We start from the raw sequence: 22,634 nt of genomic DNA, 5'->3' as shown, positions 1-22,634 counted from the left end.
CGGCACGCCTCAGCGCGGGCTGGCTGGCGCGGCGGGGATGATGATCGGCGGGTCGCCGGGGCGAAGGCCCGGCAAGAGTTGCTGGCTTTCCAGGGGCGGCTCCAGCATGGTCGTGGACGGCGATGTGGACGGCCTCTGGGGCGCGGCGGCGCGCAAATCGGGTTTTTCGCCCAGGTCCGCCGGCGGCGGCAAGGGCTGGCCGCCAGCCTCCATGGCCTTTATCGATTCGCCCAGCCACATGCGGCGCTTGCGGGCGGCCTCACGCAGGTCGCTGGTGTAGGCGTTTTGCTCGGCGCTCAAAAAAGCGGTGTAGGCCTCTTTGTAGCGGCCATCGGCCAACAACAACTCGCCGTATTCGTACATGCGCACCGCTTCGCCCATGCCCAGGTAGCGCTCCTCAATGGCCCTGGTGGTGATGGGCGTGGTCCCGTCGGCGCAGCCGGCGAGCAGCGCGGCCAAGCAAAACAACGAAGCGATGCTGAGGCGTAGCATTGTTTTCATGATCAACCTATCGGCAGCCATTTCGGCGATGATTAACAATTAGCGCCGAATCATCATCTGCGCGGCCGGGTCGTGCACCGGCTGGTAGCGCCCGCCGGCCAGATTGCTCAACCCCAGCAGGGCCAGGGCCAAGGCCAGGACGATCAACGCCGCGCCCAGCCACAAGACCATCTCCCGCGAGACCCGACCAAACAGGATCGCCCGCGCCCGCAGGCGCGCCCGACGCCAGAAACCCGTCGCCTGGGGCCCTTGCCGTGGGCCGGGCCGATCTTTGTCATAATAGCGCATCATTGGCCCGACCAAGCAAACGCATGTGTTCGACCTTGATGCAACTGTCGCTGATAACCGCCAAGCCGGCCGCTCGGGCCTGGTCCTCGGCCGGCTGGTTGCTCACGCCCAGCTGCAGCCAAAGAGCTCCAGCGCCGCAAGCCACGGCCTGGCTGGCGATGGGGCCAACGGCGTCTGGCCGACGAAACACATCAACAATATCGATGTGTTGTGGCACGGATAGCAAGTCGGGGTAGCAGCGTTGGCCCAGAATGCTTTCCTCGGCCGGATTGATCGGGATGATCTGGTATCCGGCCCCTTGCAGATAGCGGGCGACCATGTTGCTGTCGCGCTCGGCCCTCGGCGACAGCCCAACGATGGCGATCGCCTTGCATTGCGCCAAGATACGGCGCATTTCCTCGTCGTCGAGCCGCCGACCGATTGCCCCGAACATGGCCCCTCCCCTGCGAGTTCTTTATCATAGCACGGCTAACAATGGTCGAGTCGATTTTCAACGCCGCTCCTCGCCTCGCCGATAGCGATGGATCAACGCCAATTGGGCCGGCAGCGCCCACGGCCGGGCTGGGTCGGCGCAAGCGCCGGCTGCGGCCAACGTCACCGCGCGCAGTTCCTTTGGCAGGTCGGCCAACAGCGAGACGAACTCCAGGGCGGCCAGGGCCGCGTCCGGCGGTGGCTGATGGGGGCAGCCCCGGCAATCGGCCGCGTCCTCGCCAGCGGCCCGTTGCTGGGCGCAAGCGGCGCACGACAATTGGGGATAATCGCGCGCCGAGCGCAAGTGCTTATCCAGGCTGAGCAAATCATCGCGGTCATCGTCATCGAGCCAAGGCGCGCGGCACAACGAGGCCAACTCCAGCCCCAACACGGCCGGCAGGTCGCCCGGCGCGCTCCGCTCGTCGGCCGCACGACCGTCTGGCCAGGCGAGGCCACGCCAGAACAGCCCGGCCGCCTCCAGGATGGCCAGGGCCTGGACGGCATGGCCCGCCTCGCGGCCAAGCAACGGCCGCCACTGCAGCGGCCGCAGTCGCCGGCCAAAAAATCGGGCCGTTCCCACGGTTTTGATGATTTCGACGCGCGGATCATTCATGGGGCCATTGTGGCCGAGCGCACGGCGGCGGGCCAGGGAAAGGCCGCGCCAATGGGCGGCCGGCTCAGACGCCGGGCCGCAGATCGTGAATGAAAAGCTCCAGATGTCTGCCGCCGTAAGTCGAGACGCGCGGCTGGCAGGCCAGGCTGAGCGGCCCGCCAATGTCGGCGGCCAGTTCGCCGTGGCCAAGCCAGAACGCCGGCAGCGGCGCGGCCGCCCCGCCCAACAGCAGGCGCAGATGCCCACGGCCCACGCTGGAGGCGCTCAGCACCGTCGCCCCTTCGACCAAAAGCAGCGGTTCGGGGTTGGCCTGGCCGTGGGGAGCCAAGTCGGCCAGAAAATCCACCAGGCCCGGGCCAAGCTGGCTGACGTGGGCGGCCGTCTCCAACTCCAGCGACGCCGCGCCCTCACCGGGCGGCAGGGCGGCCTGGGCGGCCTGGTCGAGTTGACGCCACAACTCGGGCAGATTGGCCGTGGCCGTGGTCATGCCGGCGGCCTGAGCGTGGCCGCCGAAGTGTTGCAGCAAATGTTTGACCCCCACCAAGGCCCTTTGCAGATGAAAGCCCTCCACCGAACGGCCCGAGCCCACGGCCGTGCCGTTTTCGATGGCAAACAAAAGCGCCGGTTTGCCGGTGGCCTCCACCACCCGGCTGGCCACGATGCCCAGCACCCCACGGTGCCAACCCGCGCGGCCCAACACCAACAACCGCGCCCGCTGATGGCGTGGCTCGCTGGCCACGTCCTCCAGGGCCTGGCCGAGCATTTCCTGCTCGATGGCCCGGCGCTGTTGGTTGAGCTGATCGAGCAGGCGGGCCCGTTGGGCGGCCTGGGGCTCGTCTTGGCAGAGCAGAAGCTCCAGGGCCTGGGCCGGATGATCGATCCGGCCAGCGGCGTTGATGCGCGGGGCCAAGGCAAAGGCCAGATCCTTGGCGTCCAGCGGGCCGCGCGCCCCGGAGGCGTCGGCCAGGGCTCGCAGACCTCGCCGGCCGCCCTGATTCAGCACCAGCAGGCCCTCGCGAACCAAAATGCGGTTGTGGCCGACCAGCGGCACCACGTCGGCGCAGGTGCCCACGGCCACCAAGTCCAGGCTTTGGCGCAGATTTGGCGCGGGGCGCGTGGCGAACCAGCCCCTGGCCCGCAGCTCGGCCCGGCAGGCGGCGGCCAGGTAAAAGGCCACGCCAACGCCGGCCAGGTGCTTGGCCAAGGCGCAGGCGTCTTGTTGGGGGTTGACCATGGCGTCGGCCGGCGCGGCCACGCCGGGCGGCAGTTGGTGGTGATCGGTGACGATCACGGTAAGGCCCAACTCCTTGGCCGCGCCGACGCCGTCGATATCGGAGACGCCGCAATCGACGGTGATCACCAGGCGCGCCCCGGCCTGGGCCAGGCGTTGGGCCCTGGGCGGCAAGAAGCCATAGCCTTCGCTGAGGCGGTGGGGCAGATCCCAGACCACCTTGCCGCCGCATTGGCGCAGAAAATCGACCAGCAGGGCCGTGGCCGTCACGCCGTCGGCGTCGTAATCACCGGCCACGCCGATCACTTGGCCAGCTTGCACGGCCTCGGCCACCAGGCTCGCGGCCTTGCCCATGCCCTGAAAGCCATCCGGCCCGGGCAGATCGGCCAGGCGCGGCCGCAGAAAATCGCGGGCGGACGCCGCGTCCACCAGACCACGATTGCACAACAACTGGCCGGCCAGCGGCGGCAGGCCAAGCTCACGGGCCAGCCGGGCGGCCTCGCTCGGCGATTGGTTGCGCACGCGCCATTTTTTTTCGGGCAGGGTGTCGATCATGTCGGCACTATATAAGCCGGCCCCGAAGACGTCAAGCGCATTATATTGTGGTGTGGGCAGCGGACGGGCCGCCGACGAGCGGCCTTCAGCGGACGATGCGATGGGCCAGGGCGTCGCCGGCGTGCATCTTCCAGAGCTTGTCCTCGGGCTCCAGGCCGCGCTGGGCCGAGGCGGCCAGCACCTGGCGCAGAACGACTTCGGCCTCGGCGTAACGGTCGGTGACCATCAGCAGGTCGGCCAGGTAGAGGTGGTTGAGCATGTAGGTGGGGCCCAGCTTGAGGGCCAAGCGCAGGTAGCGTTCGGCTTTTTCTTTATCGCCGCCGACGATGAAAGGCAATTTGGTGTGCAACCGGCCCAGCACGCGGTAGGCCCCGCCGTAATCGTAGGTGGGGTCGAGCTTGATCACCGTCTCCATCTGCTGCTTGGTGTCGTCGACCAGGCCCAAGGCCGTGAAGCCGCCGGAGACGTCGGCCATCAGGCCGCAGGCCACGCCCAGCCAATAGTGGGGCCCTGGGTCGTTGGGATGATAACGCAGGGCCTGTCGCGAGACCTCGATGGCCTCCATGTAATAACGGCCCTCGTTTTGCAAATCTTTTTGGGAGCCGATGAATATCAGCAACCTGGCCAGCTTGATCGAGGCCTCGACCTGTTGGGGATCTTCTTTGAGCACTTGGCGATAGGATTCAACCGCGGCCCGGGCCTTGGGCAGGTCGTTTCGCTGGACAAACAGGCACTCGGCCTGCTTCATCAGCGAACATTCATCGACCGCCAAGGCCGTCGGCGGCAAGCATGCGCATATGCAACAAACAACTAACGCGACGAACAGGCAGCGAGCGTTCAATGTTGACTTCCGAGTCTTGATCAAATCCGTTTCGATGAAGATTGCTCACAAGCGGACAACGATTTCGATTATTGAAAAATAGAACGAACACGCCCCTTTGTCAAGATCATATCGGGTCGGCTGGCCAGATGGTTAGCCCGTCCTAATCTTTTCCCGCCGGCGCGGGATAGCCGGTGACGGCCATGATGCGCTGGTAAAACGGCCGCAGGCGCTTGTACATCCGGCGATACACCTTGTCGTAGAGTTCGTCGTAGACGCCCACGTTAGACCGGTCCGGCTCGAAAGTGCGGCCCGTTGCGGTCATGGCCCGCACCGCTCCGGACAGGTCTTCATGCAGGCCGCAACCCAGGCAGGCCAGCATGGCCGCGCCCAGGCCCGAGGCCTCGAAATGGGCCGGGCGGCTGGCCGGCAGATTGAAGACATCGGCGGTGATCTGCATGGCCAAGTCGCTGCGCGAACCGCCGCCGCAGACGTATAGCTCGCTCAGTTTGGTTTTGTCGCGGCGCTGGATGCGCTCGCGGCCGTCGCGCAGGGCAAAGGCCAGGCCTTCCAACATGGCCCGGTAGAGATGCTGTTTTTTGTGCGCGCCGCCAAAACCGATGATCGCCCCCTTGGCCTCCGGGCCGGGGTGGCGCAGGCCGGGGCTCCAGAACGGCTGCAAAACAAGGCCCATGGAGCCGGCCGGCACATCGCTGGCCAGTTCCTCCAGCAGCACCTCGGCCTCCACGCCCCGCAGCCTGGCCGCTTCCTGCTCGAGCTGGGCAAACTGCTCCTTGAACCAACTGACCATCCAAAAGCCGCGAAATATTTGGACTTCCAGGTTGTACGACCCGGCCTTGGCGCTGGGGTACGGCGGCACCAGGGCGATGGGCTCGATGTATTTGTCGCAGTTGACGTTGATGGTGGCGGTGGTGCCATAGCCGATGCAGCCCTGGTGCGGCGACAGGCAGCCCGCGCCCAGCACCTCGCAAGATTTGTCCGAGGCCCCGGCGATCACCGGCAGGCCCACGGGCAACCCGGTGTAGCCGGCCGCCTCGGCGCTGACGCGGCCCAGCTCGCGGCCCGGCGACACAAGCTCCGGCAAGGCCCGCCGCGGCACGGGGATGGCGCTCCACTTCCACGAAAGATCGCCGGCCCAACGCTGGGCCTTGTAGTCGAATGGCATGTAGCCGACCGTACATGCCGTGGAATCGGCGAAACGCCCGGTCAGCTTGTGGTTGATATAGCCCGAAAGAAACAGGTAGTGGGCCGTGTCGCGCCAAATCTCGGGCTGATGCTGGCGCAGCCAGTTGGCCTCGGCTTCGGCCATGAGGTAATCGATGGTGCCGCCCAGGCCCGCCACGCCGAACAGCGCCCGCCAAAGCCGGCTCAAGTGACGCAAATCGCTGGCGCGGCGCTGGTCCAGCCAGACGATGGCCGGCCGCAGGGGCCTGGCCTGGGCGTCGAGGCAGACGACGGTATTGCGTTGGGTGGTCACGGCCACGGCGGCCAGGCTCTCGGGCCGGGCCAGATCGCGCCGCCACAGGCCGTGACAGGCCTCGGCCAGCTTGTCCCAATACATGCGCGGGTCTTGCTCGGCCCAGCCAGGCTGGGGCGAATGATAGGGTTGATCGTAGACCGCCCGCGCGCCGTCGATCATTGCGCCATCGGCCCCGAACACAAAGGCCCGCGCGCTTTGCGTGCCCACGTCGATGGCCAGGACGTTGTGCTCTTCGCTCATCGGCCCCTCCCGCGCTCAAGCCATGAACGGCCACGATTTTAGCACGTCAGCAACCCCGGACTGTAGGCCTCGCGCCAGGCTCGGCGATAATCTTGGCGCTCTTTTCGCCAGCGGGCCTCGTCCCAGCCGGCGGCGGCCTGGATCGCCGCCCCGATCTGGTCGAGCACGGACTCGCCACCGTCGGACGACAACAGGCCCAGCCTGGTGCGTCGCAGCATCAGGTCTTCCAGGCGGGCCACGTTTTCGTTGGCGGCGGCCCAGCGCAGTTCGGCCAAAAGCACGTCCGTCCCGGCCACCACCTGGCCGTCGCCCAGGGCGGCCACCAGCGGGGCCAGTTCTCCGTAGCGCCCCAGCAAACGCCTGGCCTGACGTGACGGCAACGCGGCCAGGGCATCTTCGTCGGCGGCCGTTGGCCGGGGCGCGACCAGCCCCGGCCCCTCCACCCGGCGCGACAGGCGCAGCCACTTGGCGGCGGCGGCCAGGCCTTGGCGGGCCACCAGACCAAAGGTGGTCAGCTTGCCGCCGGTCATGGTCACCACGCCGTGCTCGCTCCAGACGGCGTGGTCGCGAGACTCCTTGGAGGGGTCTTTCTTGCCGCTGTCGATCACCGGCCGCACGCCGGCGTAGGTGGAGAGCACGTCGCCAGGCCCCATGCCCCGCGAGGGAAACCAATAGGCCAACGCCTCCAGCAGATAAGCCCCCTCTTCCGGCTGGATGCGCGGCTCGGCGGTCATGTCCTGCTCGTGGTCGATGTCGGTGGTGCCCACCAGCGTGGCCCCTTCCCAGGGCATGACGTACATGGCCCGACCGTCGGCCGGATGTTGCAGGCCCACGGCCTGGCCCAGCGGCAAGCGCCAACGGGGCAGGATCAGATGACTGCCCCGCAGACGGCGCAGGCGGGGCCGTTGGCCCAGATGGGCCCGCACGTCGTCGGTCCAGGCTCCGCTGGCGTTCAAGATCACCCTGCCCCGGGCCAGATACGAACGGCCGGTCAGTTCATCGACGGCCTCCAGACCCCGCGCCTGACCGTCGTGAGCGCGGTCAAAGGCCCGCGCCGAGCAGTAGTTGACGGCGACCCCGCCCATGGCCCGGCCCTCCTGCAACAGGCGATAGACCAGCCGGGCGTCGTCGGCGGTGGCGTCTTGGAAGGCGAAACCGCCGCAGAGGCGCCCTTGATCGCAACGCGGGGCCAACATGGCGAAGGCGGCCGGACGGTGGAACTTGTAACTCCAGCGGCCGGCCATCAGTTCGTAGCCGGTCAGGGCCAGATGCACCAACGGCTTGGCCAGGCGCAGACGCTTGCTCAGCGGAAACAAAAAACCCAAGCCCTCCACCAGGCCGCCGTAGCCGCGCAAGAGACGCTCGCGCTCGTGCACCGAGCGCCAGGTCGTGCGCGGTTGGCCTTGCAGCAGATAACGCAAGCCGCCGTGCACCAGCTTGCCCGTGCGGCTGGAAGCGCCCCAACTGAAATCGCGCTGTTCGAGCAAAAGCGTGCGCAACCCGCTGGCGGCGGCCAGACGAAAGACCCCCGCGCCGTTGATCCCGCCGCCGATGACGATCACGTCCCAGGGCCGGCCCAGGCTTTCCAACGCCGCTTGGCGCTCCATGACGCGGTCCTTTCGTTAATCGAGTAACTTCCCGGGGTTCATCATGCCCTTTGGGTCCATGGCCGCGCATTGGGCGCGCAGCAGATCCAGGCCCAAGGGGCCTTTTTCGGCCGGCAGATAGGCCTTGTGATCGAGGCCCACGCCGTGCTGATGGCTGATCGTGCCGCCATTGGCCACGATGGTCCGGCTGGCGGCGGCTTTGAGCTTGCGCCAGCGCGCCAGCGTCTGCTCTGGGCCCTGGCCCAGACGAAAAACGTAAGAGGTGTAGACGCTGGCCCCGTGGGCATAGACGTGCGACAAATGGGTAAAGGCGTGGACGCGCTCGCCTTCGTCGGCCAGGCTGCCGGCCAAGGCCTCTTCGATGGCCTGGGCCATCGGTAGGACCGCCCGCCAGGGCGTGGCGGTCTCCAGGGTGTCGGCCGCGTAGCCCATGGCCCAGAGATTATTGCGCAAATATGGCAAGCTGAAACGGTTTCGCAGCCACTGCCGACCCGGCCGCCGGCCCACGGCCACCCCGCCCGCGCGGGCCACGACGCGCCCGGCCTCGGCCATGACCCAGCGCGCCGCCCGCCGCCCGCCGCAAAAGCCGTAAAGCATCAGGCACATGCCCTGGCCCACGCCGCGCCAGGCCAGGTATTTGCGCAGCGCCACCATGGCCCGCCCGCCGCCGGCCAGGCGCAGGCTCGTTTCGGTCTCGGCGGGCAGGCTCAGCCGGACCATGGTCAGCGGCAGCCCGCTCTGGGCCAGGGACCGCGCCGCGTCGACGGCCTGGCCCTGGTCGGCGAAAAATGCGCCGCGCAAATCCTCGACCTGGGGCGCGGGGCTGATCTTGACCGTGGCCTGGGTGATCACGCCCAAGCGGCCCTCCGAGCCCAGCACGACCTGACGCAGATCGGGCCCGGCCGCCGAGGCCGGCAGGGCCGGCAGAACCAGCTCGCCCCGCGGCGTCTCCAGCCGACCGCCGACAAACAGCGCCTCGATGCGGCCATAGCCCAGCGAAAACTGGCCAGACGACCGCGCGGCGATCCAGCCGCCCAGGGTGGAGTATTCCCACGATTGGGGAAAGTGGCCCAGGGTGAAGCCGTGGGCCCGCAAGGCCGCCTCCACGTCCGGGCCGGCCGCGCCCGCGCCGAAAACGGCCAGGCGGCCATCGCCGTCGAGCTCTTGCAGGGCCGAGCAGCGCGACATGTCCAGCGAAAGCGTCGGCCTGTCCAACCCGCCAGGGTCCAGGTGGCCCACCACGCTGGTGCCGCCGCCATAGGGGATCACCGCCGCGCCGGCCTGGGCGGCCCAGGCCAGGGCCTGGCGGACTTCGTCGGCTGAGGTGGGCCAGGCCACGCCGTCGACGTAGCCCGGCAAACGACCGGCGCGCACGGCGATCATGTCGGGCAGGCTCTCGCCCAGGCTGTGGCGCAGGCGGGCCAGGGGGCTTTGATCCACGAACGCCGGCGCGCTCAGGCGCGGCGTGGGTACGGCGGCCAAGGCCCGCTCCAGGCTGGCGTCGGCCGGCGGCCGGCCCGGACCGACCTTGCCTTCGATGAAAACCACGGCGCTCTCGGGCGCGTCCAGCAACACGCCTTCGTCGCCCCAGCCATTCCAGCGCCTCATGAGAGCTCCTCGCCGGCGGCGCGGTCCAACGCCGCGCGGTCGGCCCGCCAATTTTCCATGGCCGCGGTCATGGCCGCCCTGGCCACCTCGGCGGCCAAAGCGCCATCGCGGGCCATGGCCGCCTCCATCAGCCGCCGATAAAAGCGCGCCGAGGCCCGGCGGTTGGCCGCGCCGCCAAAATATTCCGTGGCCAGCGGCAGATAGGCCGTGTCAAAACTGTTGAGCATCAGGGCGTAGACCGGGTTGGCCGCCGCGCGGGCCAGGTTTTTCTGCAAGCGCCAGTCGAAATCGGCAAAGCTGGCCGGATCGTCGGCCAGTTGGTCGTGCTCGACCAGCATGGCCACCACCCTGGCCGCGTCGGCCTCCACGGCCTGACGGACGTAGGCGGGCGTCAGGGCCACGCGCAGCTCCAGCAGATAGTCGATGAACAGGGCCGGAGCCTTGGCGTGATGGCGGGCCAGGGCGGCCATGATGTTCAGATTGCCATCGCGCCAATAGTCGTTGACCCTGGTGGGCTGGCCCTTGCGCACGCTGAGCCAGCCGTCGCGCTCCAGGCGCTGGAGCGCCTCGCGCAGGGTCGGCCGGCCCACGCCCAGGCCGGCGGCCAGATCGCGCTCCAGGGGCAGGGCCGCGCCGGGCGGAAAATCGCCGCCGAGGATCATCTCGACGAGCCTGTCCTCGATTATGTCGGAAAGCCGTTTGGCCGGCTGTTTGCTTTGCTCCACGGGCCGCTCCTCGCCACTGGGTTGTCATCTGACTTATCGTAACATCAGGTATTACCTGATTGCCACACAAATATTACCAGAGTGTCGGCACAAAAAAACCGCCCCCTCGTCGAGGGCGGCGCGAAACACGCGGCGGCGGGCGGTTCAGTCGATCAGGCCGTCACGCAAGGTGCTCAGGCTCTGCACGGGGATGGGCATGCAGCCGCCATTTTCGGGGTTGTACATCAAGCGATACGACACGCCGTGGTTGCCCTGGCGGCTCATGGCGTCCCAACCGGCCCGCAGATAGGGGCAGGCGTCGTTGAAGCAGACGTACATGAAGTCGTTGTCCCACTCGGTGAAGGGCGTCTGGGGCACGGCCCACTTGCGCAGGCCCTGGCCGCAGTGAGGGCAGGCCAGGGTTTGGCCCACGGCCGCGTAGCGCCGGGCCAGTTCGGCCTTGTCCGGGGCGTGGCGATCGTCGGCCGGCAGAGGCCTGGGCCGCCGCGTCGGATCGCCGCCGGCCTTGTCGGCAAAGATGGCGACGATGGGGTCGCTGGGCAGGCCCAAAGCGGCGTACTTGTCGTCGGCCGGGCGGTCCTTGCCCCGGCTGGTGAAAACCCTGGTCGGGCCAAAGCAGCCGGCGGCGCGAAATAGCTCCTCGACCAAAAAGATGCGCTCGGCCTCGCTGGAGCCGCGCCAGACGCGGGTGACCTTGGGCTCGAACCAGCGGTCCGAGAACGTCACCAAAAACAGCCCGCCGGGCTTGAGCACCCTGCCCGCCTCGGCGAAGACCTCCAGCGGCCGGGTGAGGTAGTCCACCGAGACGGTGTTCAAAACCACGTCAAAGGTCGCGTCGGGCCAGGGCAAGGTGGGGCTCTGGTTCAGGTCGGCCACGACGAATTCGTCCAAGGCCGGGTTGGCCCGCAGCTCCTCCGCGTTAAGCCCCAAACCCACCACTCGGCCGGGCGCGAGCGCCGGCGGCAGGTGGCTGTCCCAACTGGCCATCAGGTCCAGGATCACCGGGCGCTCCTCGATCACCAAGCTGCCGATGAGCCGCTCCACCGTGGCCAGGGCCGTGCGGTCCAGGTGCGAGACCAGGCGCGGCTTGGCGTAAAATAGCTTGTCGTCGGTTTCGTCCTGCCGGCAAAAGTCTTGCGGGCCGAACATGAACTGTTGCGCTGACATGGCTGCTCCTTCTCGTTTGAGTCAGGCTGTTACGCATAAACATAAGTTCAGCCCAGGGCTTTGCCAATGGCCGCGACGAAGTATCAGGATTTTTTCTCGGAAACAAAGCGAAAATCATGCGCGGTCAGGCCTCGCATATTGGGCGTGACGCCGGCCGCTCCGGCATGACACAATATCCCAAAACGAGAGTGCGCACGGGGGGCATCCTGCCCCGTGCAGCGGCCTCAAAACGAAACCGTGTTTTATTGATCGTCACGGGCGAGCCGGGCCACGGGTTCTGGCCATTCAACCAGGCCGGACTGTTCGATATTGACAAAGCGCGGCCACGGCCTATAGATTTTGCCCAACAATCGCCAACGCTCTCGCAGCTCCACGCAAAGGGAACACCATGATCCTTTTAAATCCCAAAAACCACACCAGGGCCTATCCCGACGCAATCTCAAAGGAAATCATGGTCAAGACCATCGATTTCTTTGAGCGCAAGGGCAAACGCAACCTCAAGGCCGACTACCGCGACCGCATCTGGTACGACGATTTCCTGGAGTTTCAGAAGGACAACCAGATCTTCTACAACCTGCTGACGCCCCAGGCCTACGGCGACGGCCAGACCCGCTGGGACACCTACCGCAACTGCGAGTTCAACGAGATCCTGGGCTTTTATGGCTTGGTCTATTGGTATACCTGGCAGGTGACCATCCTGGGCCTGGGGCCGCTGTGGATGAGCCATAACGAGGCCATCAAAAAACGCACCGCCCAGTTGCTCAAGGACGGGGCGATCTTTGGCTTTGGCCTCAGCGAGCGCGAGCACGGCGCCGACATCTACACCACCGACATGACCCTCTCCGGCGACGGCCAGGGCGGCTACAAGGCCCGTGGCGGCAAGTATTACATCGGCAACGGCAACAAGGCGGCCATCCTCAGCACCTTCGGCCGCATGGCCGGCACCGACAACGAATACGTCTTTTTCGCCGCCCAGCCGGGCCACGAGAAGTTCGAGCTGGTCAAAAACGTCGTCGACAGCCAGATGTACGTGGCCGAGTACGCCCTGCACGATTATCCCGTCGGCGAGGCCGACATCATCGCCCGGGGCCCCCACGCCTGGGATTCGGCGCTGAACACGGTAAACGTGGGCAAATACAACCTGGGTTGGGCCTCGGTGGGCATCTGCACCCACGCCCTCTACGAGTCGATCAACCACGCGGCCAACCGTCGGCTCTACAAGATGTTCGTCACCGACTTCCCCCACGTGCGCCAGATCTTCGTCGACGCCTACGCCCGCTTGGTGGCCATGAAGCTCTTCGCCCAAAGGGCCTCCGACTACTTCCGCTCGGCCAACGCCGACGACCGCCGCTATCTGCTCTACAACCCCATCGTCAAGATGAAGGTCACCGTCCAGGGCGAAAACATCATCGACATGCTCTGGAACGTCATCGCGGCCAAGGGCTTCGAGAACGAGATGTATTTCTCCTCGGCCGCCTCGGACATTCGCGGCCTGCCCAAGCTGGAGGGCACCGCCCACGTCAACATGGCCCTGATCGTCAAGTTCATGGCCAACTATTTCTTCAACCCCAAGGCCTACCCCGAGACGCCCAAGCGCGGCGACGCCGCCTGCGACTCGTTCCTCTGGGATCAGGGCCCCACCCGTGGCCTGGGCCAGATCCAGTTCCACGACTTCCGGCCGGTGCTGGCCAAGTGGGAGCATCTGCCCAACGTCAAGATCTTCAGCGAGCAGGTCAAGGTGCTCGAGCGATTCCTGTCCCAGGCCACGCCCAGCAAGGACCAGGCCCGCGACACCGACTTCCTGCTCAGCCTAGGCGAGATCTTCACCCTGGTGCCCTACGGCCAGCTCATCCTGGAGGCGGCCGCCCATGAGGGCCTGGAAGAGGCGCTCATCGACCAGATCTTCGACTGCTTCGTGCGCGATTTCTCCAAGTTCGCCATGGAGCTTTATCAAAAGCCCAGCAGCACCGACCAGCAGATGGACCTGTGCATGAAGATGATCCGCCGACCCAACGTGGACATGGCCCGCTTCGGCACGATCTGGGCCGAACACGTCTACGCCCTGGAAGGCCTCTACGAGATGAACGACTAGCGTCAAAGCGCCTGAATCAAAAAGCCGCGGCCCCGTCGATGGGGTCGCGGCCGTTTTTTGCGCGCCACGCCTAGAACGAATAGCCCAGGATCAACGACCAGCCGCTGACGCCGTCGCCCACCAGCCCCGAGCCGCCCAACTTCAGCGCGCGCACCGGCAGGCCGGCCTTGGCTATCTCCACCGCCAAGGCCCCGCCGAATTCGCAATAATACGTAAAGCCCAAGACTTCCTTGTCGATGTCGGGCAGCCAGTTCTGGGCCGTGAACAGCTCCCAGCCCAGGGGCAGGCCCCAGGGCGACAGGCCGGTGGGCCCGCGCAATTGCAGGCGGCCGCTGGCAACGCCGGTGTGTTCGTGAAAACGCTGGACCTCGTCGGTGCTGTCGTAGGCCTGGGTGTAGACGTAGCTGTATTTGGCCTTGGCCTGCAAATCCACCGGGCCCAGGGCCAGATCGTAGGCCAGGGCCAGGCCGGCGCTGTAGTTGAGGGTGTCCACGTAAAAGTTGGCCGTGACGCCATCGATGATGGGGGCCAGTTCGTTTTTGCCGAAGGCGTTGAGGTAATCAACGCTGTTGCGCAACTGGGCCAAGCCAAAGCCCAGCGACGGGCTGACGGTAAAGCCCAGTCCCAACGGATAGTTGAGCCCCGCCTCGACGTTGCCCGAGTAGCCCTTCCACCTGGAATTGACCGCCAGGCGCTCGTCCTGATCGTTGAAAACCGCCGGCGCGTCGATATCTTGGGCGGCGTTCAGATAGCCCAGGGTCAGCCCGGCAAAGATGGACCAATCGTGCTTTTCCGATTTGAAGGTGTGATAAAACGGCAGCTTGGTGCTGGAAAAGCGCACGCCCGAAACGCCGTATTCGTCATCGTCGGTGCGCAAAAAGGCCGACGACAGGTCGGGTGAAAGCACCATGTTGGTCAACCCGGCCAGCACCTTGAAAAAGCCCACGTCGCGCCTGGTCTGTTCGCGGTAGATCTCGTGCAGGAATTTTCTTTCGTCCTGGCTTAGCTCCGCCCTGGCCGGGCCGCCGATCAAGCAGGCGCCCAAAGTCAGACAACACGCGAAAAGTAAAACATGAAAGCGTCTGACCGACATCTTTCGACACACTCCGGGTGATCGCGTTTGCTTGGCGGGGCAGGCTTGGCGGCGATAATAGCACTGATCCGTTTCGGCGGCCAAGACGCAAAACCGCTTCCGGCGAAAGTGGCCTTGAGATATTACGAACGATCGTTCGTTCAATGTTGACTGGGCCCGCGCCGCCTGCCACACTCAAACAAGCCATTCAAACGTGTAAGCAAACAGCGAGTCGGCCCATGCGGAAAATCGAAAGCGCCACGCCGTTTTGGGGCTGGCGGGTGGTGGCGGCGGCCTTTACGTCCAACTTCATGGCCACCGGCTCGGCGTTTTACATCTTCAACGCCCTGATGTTGCCCCTGTGCCAGACCCACGGCTGGAGCCGGGCCGAGCTCAACTATGCGCCGATGCTGGGCTTTGGCCTGGGCCTGATCTCCCAGGTGGTCTACGGCACCTTCGTGGGCGTGGTGGGCCCGCGCCGCCTGATGGCCATCGGGCCCATCGTGTCGGCGGCGGCCTTCATCATGCTGGGTCAGGTAGACGGGCTGCTGTTGTTTTATGGCCTGTTCGTCGTGCTGGTCTGGGGCAACGGGGCCATGAACGGCATCGTGGCCAACACGGCGGTGTCCAATTGGTTCGGCCCACGGCTGGGCTCGGCCATGGGCCTGGCCGCGGCGGGCATCTCGCTGTCCGGGGCGGTGCTGCCCTATGCGGCCATGGTCATTCTGGAGCGCAGCGACCTGCCCACGACATTCCTGGCGGTGGGTTTGTTCATCCTGCTGGGCGCGCCGCTCAACTGGCTGCTGGTGCGCGACAGCCCGGAAGCGGTGGGCCAATACGTCGACGGCCAGCCGCCCGAGCAACTGGCCAGCGACGTGGCGGCCACGCCGCCGCCGCCGGGCGAATCCCTGGCCGCGGCCATGGCCTGGACGCCGGCGCGCATCATGCGCGAGCCGTCTTTCTGGAAGGTCGGCGTGTCCTACGCCTTTTCGACCATGGGCGTGGTGGGGGTGATGTTCCAGCTTGGCCCGCGCATGCGTGACGTGGGCTTTGACAACCACACGGCCATGCTCTTGATGTCGGCCACGGCCCTGGCCGGCACGGCCGGCAAATACCTCTGGGGCATGATCTGCGACCGCCTGGACACGCTGAAGGTCGTGGCCTGCCTCAACATCTGCAACGTCGTCGGCCTGGCCCTGGGGCTGGTCCCCGGCGGCATGGCCATCAGCCTGGCCTTCGTGCTGGTTTTCGGCTTCGCCATGGGCGGGATCATGTCCACCTTCCCCATCGTGGCGCGCTATCTTTATGGCCGGCTGGCTTTTGCCCGGGTCTTTCGCTTCATGGCCCTGTTTCTGGCCCTGGAGGGCGTGGGTTCGATCATCATGGGCCATGTTTTCGAATACACCGGCTCTTATGACTGGGCCTTCGTCATCTTCATCGTCCTCGACGTGGTGGCGGCGGGGCTGGTGCTGTGGGCGAAAAAACCAGCCCCGATGGCGGCGTGAAGGCGGTCGATCAAGGCTGTTGCCAAGCACGGGCCAATGATGTAGCCTACCGACATGACAATTCATTCACGCGGTCGGAGGACTGTCATGCCCCGCATCTTCACGACGACGCTTCTGCTCCTGGCCGCGCTGGGCCTCAGCGCCTGCGGCCCGACCTTCCTGCCCCAGCAAATCCAGGCCGAACTCAGCCCCGACCTGAGCCTGGATCAAGTCCTGGCCCAACCCGACGCCTTCAAGGGTAAAACGGTCCTCTGGGGCGGCCGGGTGATCAAAACCATCAACAAGCCCCAGGGCACGGTGGTCGAGGTGGTGCAACTGCCCCTGGACCAAAACGGCCAGCCACAGGACGTGGACAAAAGCCACGGCCGCTTCATCGTCTCGCTGCCCCAGTTTTTGGACCCGGCCATCTACGCGGCCGGCCGCGAGGTCAGCGTGGCCGGCCAGGTGGTCGGCGTGGAGGAACTGCCCCTGGGCGAGATCAAATACACCTACGCCCTGTTGCGCGGCAAGGTCGTCCACCTGTGGCCCAAGCGGCCGGTGAACGTGCGTTTCGACGACCCCATGCCGCCGCTCTACCCCGGCCCGCCGGCCATGTATTGGTATTGGTCGCCCTACATGTGGTGGTAATTTGCCCGCATGAACCAAGATCGCGCCACCGCCTCGGTTTTGCCACTGGCCCTGCTTTGCGCCGTGGGCGGCGCGGCCGGCGGCCTGGCCCTGCCGCCCCACGATCTGTGGCCGTTGGCCCTGGTCTGCCTGGGGCCGCTGCTTTGGGCCGCGCGGTTGCTGAGCTGGTGGAAAGCGGCGCTTTGCGGCCTGGCCTGGGGCGTGGCCCAGGCGGCGGTGGTCTTTGCCTGGCTGCCCGGGGTGATCGCCGCCCACGGCGGCCTGAGTTGGCCGTTGACCTGGGCCATGGCCACGCTGGGCTATGTTTATCAGGGCCTGTTCACCGCGGCCTTCGCCGTGGCCTTGCGCCTGCCGCGCCGTTGGCCGGCCTTAACCCTGGCCGCCGCGCCGCTGGCCTGGGTGGCCATGGAGCAAGCCCGGGCCTTGGTGGGCCTGCGCCTGCCGTGGCTGCCCCTGGGTCAGGCCCTGGCCGCCGAGCCCTTTCTGCTGCAATCGGCCGAGCTTTGGGGCGTGATGGGGCTTTCGACCCTGGCCGCCGGCGTCAACGCCCTGTTCTGGGCGGCGTTGTGGCCCAGGCGCGTTTTTTTCAGCCGTTTCATCTGCCTGACCCTGGCCGCCATGTGCCTGATCGCGCCGTGGCTGTGGGGCCAGGAGCGACGGGCCGTCATCCACGGCATGGCCGCGGCCGCGCCCAAGCTGGCCGTTTGCGCGGTGCAGGGCGACTTCGACCTGGCCCAGTTGCGCGACAAATCCGCCGCCAGGGCCGTGGTGGCCCGCCTGGAGCAGTTGACCCGCGCCGCCGTGGATCAGCGCCCCCAACGGCCGCTGCTGGTGGCCTGGCCCGAAACCGCCGCGCCTTATTATCTGTTCCAGACCGTCTCCGGCGGCCTGGCTGTCCGCTATCTGGCCATGGAGCTGAAGACCTACCTGGCCCTGGGCGCGCGGGGCGCGGTGGAGACCGACCAAGGGCTAAAGCCCACCAACCGCCTCTGGCTGCTCAACCCCGACGGCGCGGCCGTGGCCCACTACGACAAAACCAAGCTGGCCCCTTACGGCGAGTTCGCGCCCCCTGGTTGGCCACGCCAATGGCTGCCGCCCTTGGCCGGTGGCCAGGATCTTTGGCCCGGCCAGAGCATCGCGCCCCTGGACCTGGGCCCGGCCAAGATCGGCGCGCTGATCTGCTTTGAAAGCGCCTTTGCCGGCCTGGCCCGGCGCCAGACCATGGCCGGGGCCGACCTGCTGCTGAACGTGGCCAACGAGGCCTGGTTCGACGACCAAGCCGCCCCGCGTCAAGCCGTGGAGCAACTGCGCCTGCGGGCCGTGGAAAATCGCCGCGCTTGCCTGCGCGCGGCCAACCGTGGCCCCAGCGGCCTGATCGGCCCCGACGGCGCGGCCCGGCTCACCGACGGCCCCAGCCTTTACGCCGTGGCCCCGCTGATGAACACGCGCACCCTCTATGACCGCCACTGGCCCTGGCCGACCATCGGCCTGAGCCTGGCCTTGGCCGCGCTGACTTTCCTGGCCGCTAGGGCCGGCGCAAAACCACCCGCGCCGGCGCGCCGTCTGCGCCAGTGATCAAAAGCGGCAGGCAGAGCAACTCGTAGTCGCCGGCCGGGGCCTGGCCCAGGCGCAGGCACTCGACGATGATCACCCCGGCCGCCAGCAGCAGCTTGTGCACCGGCGAGCCGCCGTCGGCGTGATCCTCCACGCTCAGATAATCCACGCCCACCAACCACACGCCGGCCTCGACCAAAAAACGCGCGCCGTCCAGCTCCAGGCAGGCGTAGTCGTCGCGAAAGACGCCGGCGTCCAACAGCGGGCCGTTGTCGGTCTTGAGCAGCACGCGTTTTTGCCCCGTAAAGCCGGCCCGTTGCAGGCTCGCGCGATCGATGCGCCGCCCGCCGCGCAGGTCCAGCACCGTGGCCGGGCCGATCAGGCGCTCCAACTCCAGCGCCTCGACGGTGGGGGCGCCTGGCAGATAATGGGCCGGCGGGTCGACGTGGGTGCCGCTGTGGCTGGCCATGGTCAGGCGGGCCAGATTGCAGGCGTCGCCGGCCGCCAGCGAACTGACCGGCTCCATGGCAAAGACCGGGTCGCCGGGAAAGGCGATCATCCCCGGCCGCAGGGGCAAGGTGATGTCTAGATATTTCATGGCTTCCCTTCCGCGCTTGGCCGGCGTAATATCTTGGCTTGACAGCATAATATCAAAGTGGAGCCAATGTCCATGCTTGCCTGGCGCTTTCAAGACGGCCGCATCGAGCGCGCCCAGATCGCCCCGCCCACGCCCGGCCCCGGCCAGGCCCTCTTGCGGCCAATGCTGGCCGGCGTCTGCAACACCGACGTGGAGCTGCTTTCGGGCTACTACGCTTTTGCCGGCGTGGCCGGCCACGAGTTCGTGGCCGTGGTCGAACGCGCTCCCGACGCGCCCCAGTGGGAAGGCAAACGGGTGGTGGCCGAGATCAACATCGGCTGCGGCGGCTGCGCGAACTGCCTGGCCGGCGACGCCCGCCACTGCCCCACCCGCCGGGCCATCGGCATCAAGGGCTGGGACGGCGCCTTCGCCGAGCGGCTGCTGGCGCCCATCGCCAACCTGCACCGCGTCCCCGACAAGCTGCCCGACCGCCAGGCCGTTTTCGCCGAACCCCTGGCCGCGGCCCTGGAGCCCAGCCAGCAACTGCATCTGAAGGCCCGCCACCGCCTGTGCGTGCTGGGCGACGGCAAGCTGGGGCTGCTTTCGGCCCTGGCCCTGCGCCAGTGGTGCCCGGGGCTTTTGCTCATCGGCCGCCACGCCGCGAACCTGGCCAAGGCCGCCGCCCAGGGCGTGGCCGTCGAGCTGACGCCGGCCGAAGCGTCTTGGCCGGAGTTGGCCGCCAAGCTGGGCGCCTTCGACGTGGTGGTGGAGGCCACCGGCCGGCCCGAGGGCATAAACGCCGCCCTGGAGCTGGTCCGGCCCGAGGGCGTGGTGGTGGCCAAGACAACCTCGCGCCTGCCTTCGACGATCAACCTGGCCCGGGTGGTGGTCGATGAAATTCAGATAATCGGCTCGCGCTGCGGCGACATGGCTTTGGCCCTGGCCCATCTGGCGGCCGGCCGTTTGGCTGTGGAGCCTCTGATCGAGCGGGTGATGGCCTTCGACGAGCTGCCCCTGGCCATTGAGGCCGCCCGGCGGGGTGGCGCGGGCAAGGTGCTCATCGACTATTCTTGATCGAGGCCCAAACGCTGGCGCACGGCCTGGCGGATGATCTCCGAGACGCTCTGGCCGCTGGTGTAGGAGCGCTCCAGCAGGGCGGCCCATTCGGCCTCGGTGACGTAGATCGTCCGGCGCAACAGGCCGCCGGGGGTGGTGCTCTTGTCGGTCTTGCGGATGGCCGGGGCGGCCGGCGAAAGGCCGCCCGGCGGCGTCGGCCTGGCCTGATCCAGGTCTTTTTTCAGTTGGCTGAGCCTGGCGCGCTTGGCCATCAATCGGCCTCCTTCAATCTTTGCAGGACATAGCGGCCCAGTTCCTCGAACTCCAGGTGGGCCGGGCTGCCCGGCGCGTAGGACGTGACCGTCTGGCCCAGCACGGCCGATTCGATGATGGCCACCCGGTCGTGGATGATCGGGGCGACCGGGCCCATCTCGGCCAGACGGGCCGGCAACTCGCGGGCCAGGACCGTGCCGGCCTTGAGCTTGGAGGGGACCAGGGCCAGCAACGGCAGCTTGTCGCCACGCTCCTGGCGGGCCTCGTCGACGAGGGCCACGGCCTCGCCGGCGGCCCACAGATCCAGGGGCGAGGCCCCCACCGGCGTCAGCACGAAATCGGCGGTCAGGGCGGCCAGCATGGTCGGGTCGGCCAGTTGGGGCGGCGTGTCGAGGATCAAAATGTCGGTCTTGGATTGGGCGATGGCTTGATCCAGGGTGTTTTTGAACTTGATGGCCCCGGCCCCGGCCCCCAGAAAGGCCACCGGAAAGCCCAAGGCCTGACCCTGGCCCTGGCGCGCCCAGCGCATGGCCGATTTTTGCAGGTCCAGGTCGATGACCCCCACCTTGGCCTTGCGTCGGCCAGCCAGGGCCGAGGCCAGGTTCAGGGCGATGGTGGTTTTGCCCACGCCGCCCTTGAGGTTGGCCACCGCGATGATTTTTGGCATAGCTCCTCCCGCGTCCGTTGCGAAAATAACAGGAGCCGACCCGGCGGTCAAGTGGGCCGCGGGGAGCTTTTGCCCACGGCCTCCGACCAGGGCGCCCATTTCCGGACGACGCCCTAATTCCACCAGTCAACGAGAAATTGGCCATTAGATTTTACAAAAAATACCTTACGCCCCCTTTACATTACGCCCATCTTGCCTATATTAATTTTATTTTTTAGTTGAATATTGCTCTGGCGGCATGATATTTCATCATGAAACATACTGGCTCTCATTTTTTACCCGGTTTTTGCATCGTGATGTTCCTGGAGACCAAGTAGATGGCGTTTGAAAAAGAACTGGAGCAATTGCAAAAGCGGCGGGAGCGCGCCCTGGCCATGGGCGGGCCGGCCAAACTGCAACGTCAATACGACGCGGGCAAGTACGACGCTCGCCAGCGCATCCAGCGCCTGCTGGACGCCGACAGCTTCATGGAAATCGGCATGCTAAATCACTCCGACGTGCCGGGCATGGAGCAAAAGACGCCAGCCGACTCCAAAATCGGCGGTTTCGGCAAGATCGACGGCCGCTGGGTGGCCATCGCGGCCAACGACTTCACGGTCATGGCCGCCACCTCCAGCCGCATCGCCGGGCGCAAGGAAGGCCACCTCAAGCATCATTCGGCCGCCCACGGCATGCCCCTGATCTACCTGGGCGAGGCCGGCGGCGCGCGCATGCCCGACATCATGGGCTCCCAGGGCCTGGCCTCCTTTGGCGGCGGCGATCTGGATTCTTATCTAAAGATAATGAGCCGCGTGCGCCAGAGCCCCATGGTGGCGGCGGTGATGGGCGAATGCTACGGCATGCCCACCTGGATGGCTTGCCTGGCCGATTTCGTCGTGCAGGTCAAGGGCTCGGCCATGGGCGTCTCCGGCCCGCGCATCCTCGAAATCGCCCTGGGCGAAAAAACCACCGACGAGGAACTGGGCGGCTGGAAAGTCCACGCCGAGGTCACCGGCATGGCCGACCGCACCGTCGAAAACGAGGACGAGTGCTTCGCGGTCATCCGGCAATTCCTTGGCTACCTGCCCTCCCACCGCGAGCAGCTGCCGCCGGTGGTCGAGACGCCGGCCGGCTCGGGCCAGGGCATGGCCAAAATTCTCGACATCCTGCCCGAGGCCCGCAACCGGGCCTACGACATGCATCGCATCCTGAACTGCGTCGTCGACGAGGGCAGCCTCTTTCCCTTGAAGCCCATGTTCGGCCGCAACGTCATCACCGCCCTGGCCCGCATCGGCGGCAAGTCGGTGGGCCTGGTGGCCAACCAGCCCATGTTCGGGGCCGGGGCCATGGACACCGACGGCATCGACAAGGTCATCAGCTTTTTGTGCCTGTGCGATTCGTTCAACGTGCCGCTGATCTTTTTCCACGACACGCCGGGCTTTTTGGTGGGCAAGGCCGCCGAGCGCAAGCGGGTGGGCGCGCGGGTGATGAACTTCATGAACGCCCTGGGCCAGCTCAGTGTGCCGCGGCTTTCGATCATCGTGCGCAAGACCTACGGCATGGCCTTCTGGAACATGATGGGCTCGGGCTCGGGGGCCGACTTCCTGGTGGCCTGGCCCACGGCCGAGATGAGCTTCGTGGCCCCGGAGATCGCCGCCAACGTGGTCTTCGGCGGCAAGCTGCCCCAGGACGAGCGCGACAAGGAAAAATGGCAAGGCATGGTCGACAGCATGGTCGACGACGCCACGCCCTACGCCGCGGCCGGCCATCATTTGATCCACGACGTCATCGATCCCCGGGACACCAGGGAATTCATAGTCAAGTGCCTAGACATTTGCCAGGACTCCCGCACGGGAGGCTTGAGCCAACACCGATTGGCCAACTGGCCGACGAAATTCTGATCCA

The 22,634-nt window shown here is 66.6% G+C and carries 21 protein-coding genes; 6 read left to right on the top strand and 15 right to left on the bottom strand.

The features are described 5' to 3' along the window. Positions 1 to 9: 9 nt before the first annotated feature. The 11 genes from DEBA_RS07580 to DEBA_RS07530 all read right to left on the bottom strand — a co-directional run bounded on the left by DEBA_RS07580 (position 10) and on the right by DEBA_RS07530 (position 11,327). Positions 10 to 501 carry an outer membrane protein assembly factor BamD gene (locus DEBA_RS07580; RefSeq protein ID WP_013258334.1) on the bottom strand — a complete coding sequence of 164 codons (492 nt, stop codon included), beginning with the start codon at positions 499 to 501 and terminating at the stop codon, positions 10 to 12. 39 nt (positions 502 to 540) lie between these two features. After that, positions 541 to 792 (bottom strand): hypothetical protein, encoded by a 252-nt coding sequence (locus DEBA_RS07575; RefSeq protein WP_013258333.1) that lies wholly within the window; start codon positions 790 to 792, stop codon positions 541 to 543. Further along, positions 776 to 1,222 carry a CoA-binding protein gene (locus tag DEBA_RS07570; protein WP_013258332.1) on the bottom strand — a complete coding sequence of 149 codons (447 nt, stop codon included), beginning with the start codon at positions 1,220 to 1,222 and terminating at the stop codon, positions 776 to 778. Before DEBA_RS07570 ends, DEBA_RS07575 begins: the two co-directional genes overlap by 17 nt. A gap of 57 nt (positions 1,223 to 1,279) precedes the next feature. Next, a complete protein-coding gene (locus DEBA_RS07565) occupies positions 1,280 to 1,873 on the bottom strand; it encodes a hypothetical protein (RefSeq protein ID WP_013258331.1) in 594 nt (197 codons plus the stop codon). Between the two features lie 64 nt (positions 1,874 to 1,937). Beyond that, positions 1,938 to 3,659, bottom strand: coding sequence for a single-stranded-DNA-specific exonuclease RecJ (gene recJ, locus DEBA_RS07560; protein ID WP_013258330.1), 1,722 nt, complete (start codon positions 3,657 to 3,659; stop codon positions 1,938 to 1,940). An 85-nt stretch (positions 3,660 to 3,744) separates the two neighbouring features. Beyond that, complete coding sequence (locus DEBA_RS16965; RefSeq protein WP_013258329.1) at positions 3,745 to 4,407, bottom strand: tetratricopeptide repeat protein; 663 nt, start codon at positions 4,405 to 4,407, stop codon at positions 3,745 to 3,747. A 235-nt stretch (positions 4,408 to 4,642) separates the two neighbouring features. Then, positions 4,643 to 6,220 (bottom strand): FGGY-family carbohydrate kinase, encoded by a 1,578-nt coding sequence (locus DEBA_RS07550; RefSeq protein WP_013258328.1) that lies wholly within the window; start codon positions 6,218 to 6,220, stop codon positions 4,643 to 4,645. A gap of 38 nt (positions 6,221 to 6,258) precedes the next feature. Then, on the bottom strand, positions 6,259 to 7,827 hold the full coding sequence (locus tag DEBA_RS07545; protein WP_013258327.1) for a glycerol-3-phosphate dehydrogenase/oxidase: 1,569 nt from the start codon (positions 7,825 to 7,827) through the stop codon (positions 6,259 to 6,261). A 15-nt stretch (positions 7,828 to 7,842) separates the two neighbouring features. Continuing rightward, the gene (locus DEBA_RS07540) at positions 7,843 to 9,435 is read right to left on the bottom strand and encodes an FAD-binding oxidoreductase (RefSeq protein WP_013258326.1); all 1,593 of its coding nucleotides are present in this window, start codon (positions 9,433 to 9,435) and stop codon (positions 7,843 to 7,845) included. Further along, positions 9,432 to 10,160: a GntR family transcriptional regulator gene (locus DEBA_RS07535; RefSeq protein WP_013258325.1), complete on the bottom strand. Its 729-nt coding sequence runs from the start codon at positions 10,158 to 10,160 to the stop codon at positions 9,432 to 9,434. The genes DEBA_RS07540 and DEBA_RS07535 overlap by 4 nt, the downstream gene beginning before the upstream one ends. 144 nt (positions 10,161 to 10,304) lie before the next feature. Further along, positions 10,305 to 11,327 carry a class I SAM-dependent methyltransferase gene (locus tag DEBA_RS07530; protein ID WP_013258324.1) on the bottom strand — a complete coding sequence of 341 codons (1,023 nt, stop codon included), beginning with the start codon at positions 11,325 to 11,327 and terminating at the stop codon, positions 10,305 to 10,307. A 388-nt stretch (positions 11,328 to 11,715) separates the two neighbouring features. On the opposite strand from DEBA_RS07530, the gene DEBA_RS07525 reads away from it, so the two are divergent. After that, positions 11,716 to 13,419: an acyl-CoA dehydrogenase family protein gene (locus tag DEBA_RS07525; RefSeq protein ID WP_013258323.1), complete on the top strand. Its 1,704-nt coding sequence runs from the start codon at positions 11,716 to 11,718 to the stop codon at positions 13,417 to 13,419. Between the two features lie 70 nt (positions 13,420 to 13,489). On the opposite strand, the gene DEBA_RS07520 is transcribed toward DEBA_RS07525, so the two are convergent. Beyond that, on the bottom strand, positions 13,490 to 14,452 hold the full coding sequence (locus DEBA_RS07520; protein ID WP_187288606.1) for a Solitary outer membrane autotransporter beta-barrel domain: 963 nt from the start codon (positions 14,450 to 14,452) through the stop codon (positions 13,490 to 13,492). 278 nt (positions 14,453 to 14,730) lie between these two features. Here DEBA_RS07520 and DEBA_RS07515 point away from each other — a divergent pair, with 278 nt between their 5' ends. From DEBA_RS07515 to lnt, 3 genes are all read left to right on the top strand, one after another. After that, complete coding sequence (locus DEBA_RS07515; protein ID WP_013258321.1) at positions 14,731 to 15,996, top strand: MFS transporter; 1,266 nt, start codon at positions 14,731 to 14,733, stop codon at positions 15,994 to 15,996. Between the two features lie 87 nt (positions 15,997 to 16,083). Further along, a complete protein-coding gene (locus DEBA_RS07510) occupies positions 16,084 to 16,623 on the top strand; it encodes a Slp family lipoprotein (RefSeq protein ID WP_013258320.1) in 540 nt (179 codons plus the stop codon). 9 nt (positions 16,624 to 16,632) lie between these two features. Further along, the gene (gene lnt / locus DEBA_RS07505) at positions 16,633 to 18,198 is read left to right on the top strand and encodes an apolipoprotein N-acyltransferase (RefSeq protein WP_013258319.1); all 1,566 of its coding nucleotides are present in this window, start codon (positions 16,633 to 16,635) and stop codon (positions 18,196 to 18,198) included. Here the strand turns inward: lnt and DEBA_RS07500 are convergent. Continuing rightward, on the bottom strand, positions 18,149 to 18,775 hold the full coding sequence (locus tag DEBA_RS07500) for a cyclase family protein (RefSeq protein WP_013258318.1): 627 nt from the start codon (positions 18,773 to 18,775) through the stop codon (positions 18,149 to 18,151). The two genes, lnt and DEBA_RS07500, sit on opposite strands and share 50 nt — an antisense overlap. A 72-nt stretch (positions 18,776 to 18,847) precedes the next feature. Between DEBA_RS07500 and DEBA_RS07495 the strand changes: the two genes are divergently transcribed. After that, entirely contained in the window at positions 18,848 to 19,828 is a 981-nt protein-coding gene (locus tag DEBA_RS07495; RefSeq protein ID WP_013258317.1) for an alcohol dehydrogenase catalytic domain-containing protein, read from the top strand. Here DEBA_RS07495 and DEBA_RS07490 read toward each other — a convergent pair. Both DEBA_RS07490 and DEBA_RS07485 read right to left on the bottom strand, forming a co-directional pair. After that, positions 19,819 to 20,082 carry a ribbon-helix-helix protein, CopG family gene (locus DEBA_RS07490; RefSeq protein ID WP_013258316.1) on the bottom strand — a complete coding sequence of 88 codons (264 nt, stop codon included), beginning with the start codon at positions 20,080 to 20,082 and terminating at the stop codon, positions 19,819 to 19,821. The genes DEBA_RS07495 and DEBA_RS07490 overlap by 10 nt on opposite strands. Next, a complete protein-coding gene (locus DEBA_RS07485; RefSeq protein ID WP_013258315.1) occupies positions 20,082 to 20,750 on the bottom strand; it encodes a ParA family protein in 669 nt (222 codons plus the stop codon). The genes DEBA_RS07490 and DEBA_RS07485 overlap by 1 nt, the downstream gene beginning before the upstream one ends. A 317-nt stretch (positions 20,751 to 21,067) precedes the next feature. Between DEBA_RS07485 and DEBA_RS07480 the strand changes: the two genes are divergently transcribed. Next, positions 21,068 to 22,630 carry an acyl-CoA carboxylase subunit beta gene (locus DEBA_RS07480; protein ID WP_013258314.1) on the top strand — a complete coding sequence of 521 codons (1,563 nt, stop codon included), beginning with the start codon at positions 21,068 to 21,070 and terminating at the stop codon, positions 22,628 to 22,630. The last annotated feature ends 4 nt before the right edge of the window (positions 22,631 to 22,634 follow it).

The organism is Desulfarculus baarsii DSM 2075, assembly GCF_000143965.1.
Lineage (GTDB): Bacteria > Desulfobacterota > Desulfarculia > Desulfarculales > Desulfarculaceae > Desulfarculus > Desulfarculus baarsii.
The sequence above is the reverse complement of the archived record's forward strand: the minus strand, read 5'-3'. Positions and strand labels throughout refer to the sequence as shown.